Raw genomic sequence first — 777 nt, 5'->3', positions numbered from 1 at the left:
ATATACTTTTCACCCTTTTCAGTATCACCTATTTTTATCCAATTTATTCCATCTACTTCGGAAGTAAGATAATCTTTGATTGGTCGTGGAGAACCACCTCTAACAATTTCAACCAATGTAGAAAACCTCACCCACTCCCAACTTTTTGGTATTTCATAAGGAACTTCCTCATAATAAGAGTTATCATCTCCTTGGGAAACAATAGAAATGTCCAAATCTTTCTTTTTAATCTTGCCTTCTTCAAAGAGTTTTTGTTTTTCTGCTCGTATTTTTTCAAGTAAAACTTCGACTGATTCATCATTTGGGTCTTGTTCAACTAATTTTCCTTGCATAGCATATTGAAGAATAGATTTTTTTAGTTTATCTGGAAATTCTTTATCTAGCTGTTCGAGTCTATTATAACTTTCAGCATATTCATCTACTTTTTCTAAAGCTGATTCGATTGCTTCTATTATGCGTTGTTGTTCAGCTAGCGGAGGGAGAGGGATTAGAATAGAAGCAACTTTATCACTATTCAAGTTTTTCACAACAGCTCCACTAATTAGAGATAAAAATTGAGAATAAACTACATTTGATGAAAGAATATAGAATAGGTAATCTCTATTTAATGAGTTTTCATAGTTCGAAATAGCCAACCATCCATCGTGTATTGCACCATCAACATTCAAAATATAAGGTCTACCAAAACTCATAGAATTAGTTAACAAAAATGTACCTTTTTTTACAAATCTAGTTTTGTTAAGCCCTGATTTTTTGATTTTTTCTTTAACATTATTT

The 777-nt window shown here is 31.3% G+C and carries 1 protein-coding gene; it reads right to left on the bottom strand.

Features of this window, described 5'->3' with window-relative positions:
* Window positions 1-777: restriction endonuclease subunit S (locus HT671_RS10585; RefSeq protein ID WP_240153282.1), on the bottom strand; the 777-nt coding region annotated here is incomplete at both ends.

Origin of the sequence: Streptococcus sp. 2741, from assembly GCF_013276315.1 — a bacterium.
Lineage (GTDB): Bacteria > Bacillota > Bacilli > Lactobacillales > Streptococcaceae > Streptococcus > Streptococcus pseudopneumoniae.
This window is presented reverse-complemented; position numbering and strand designations above follow the sequence as displayed.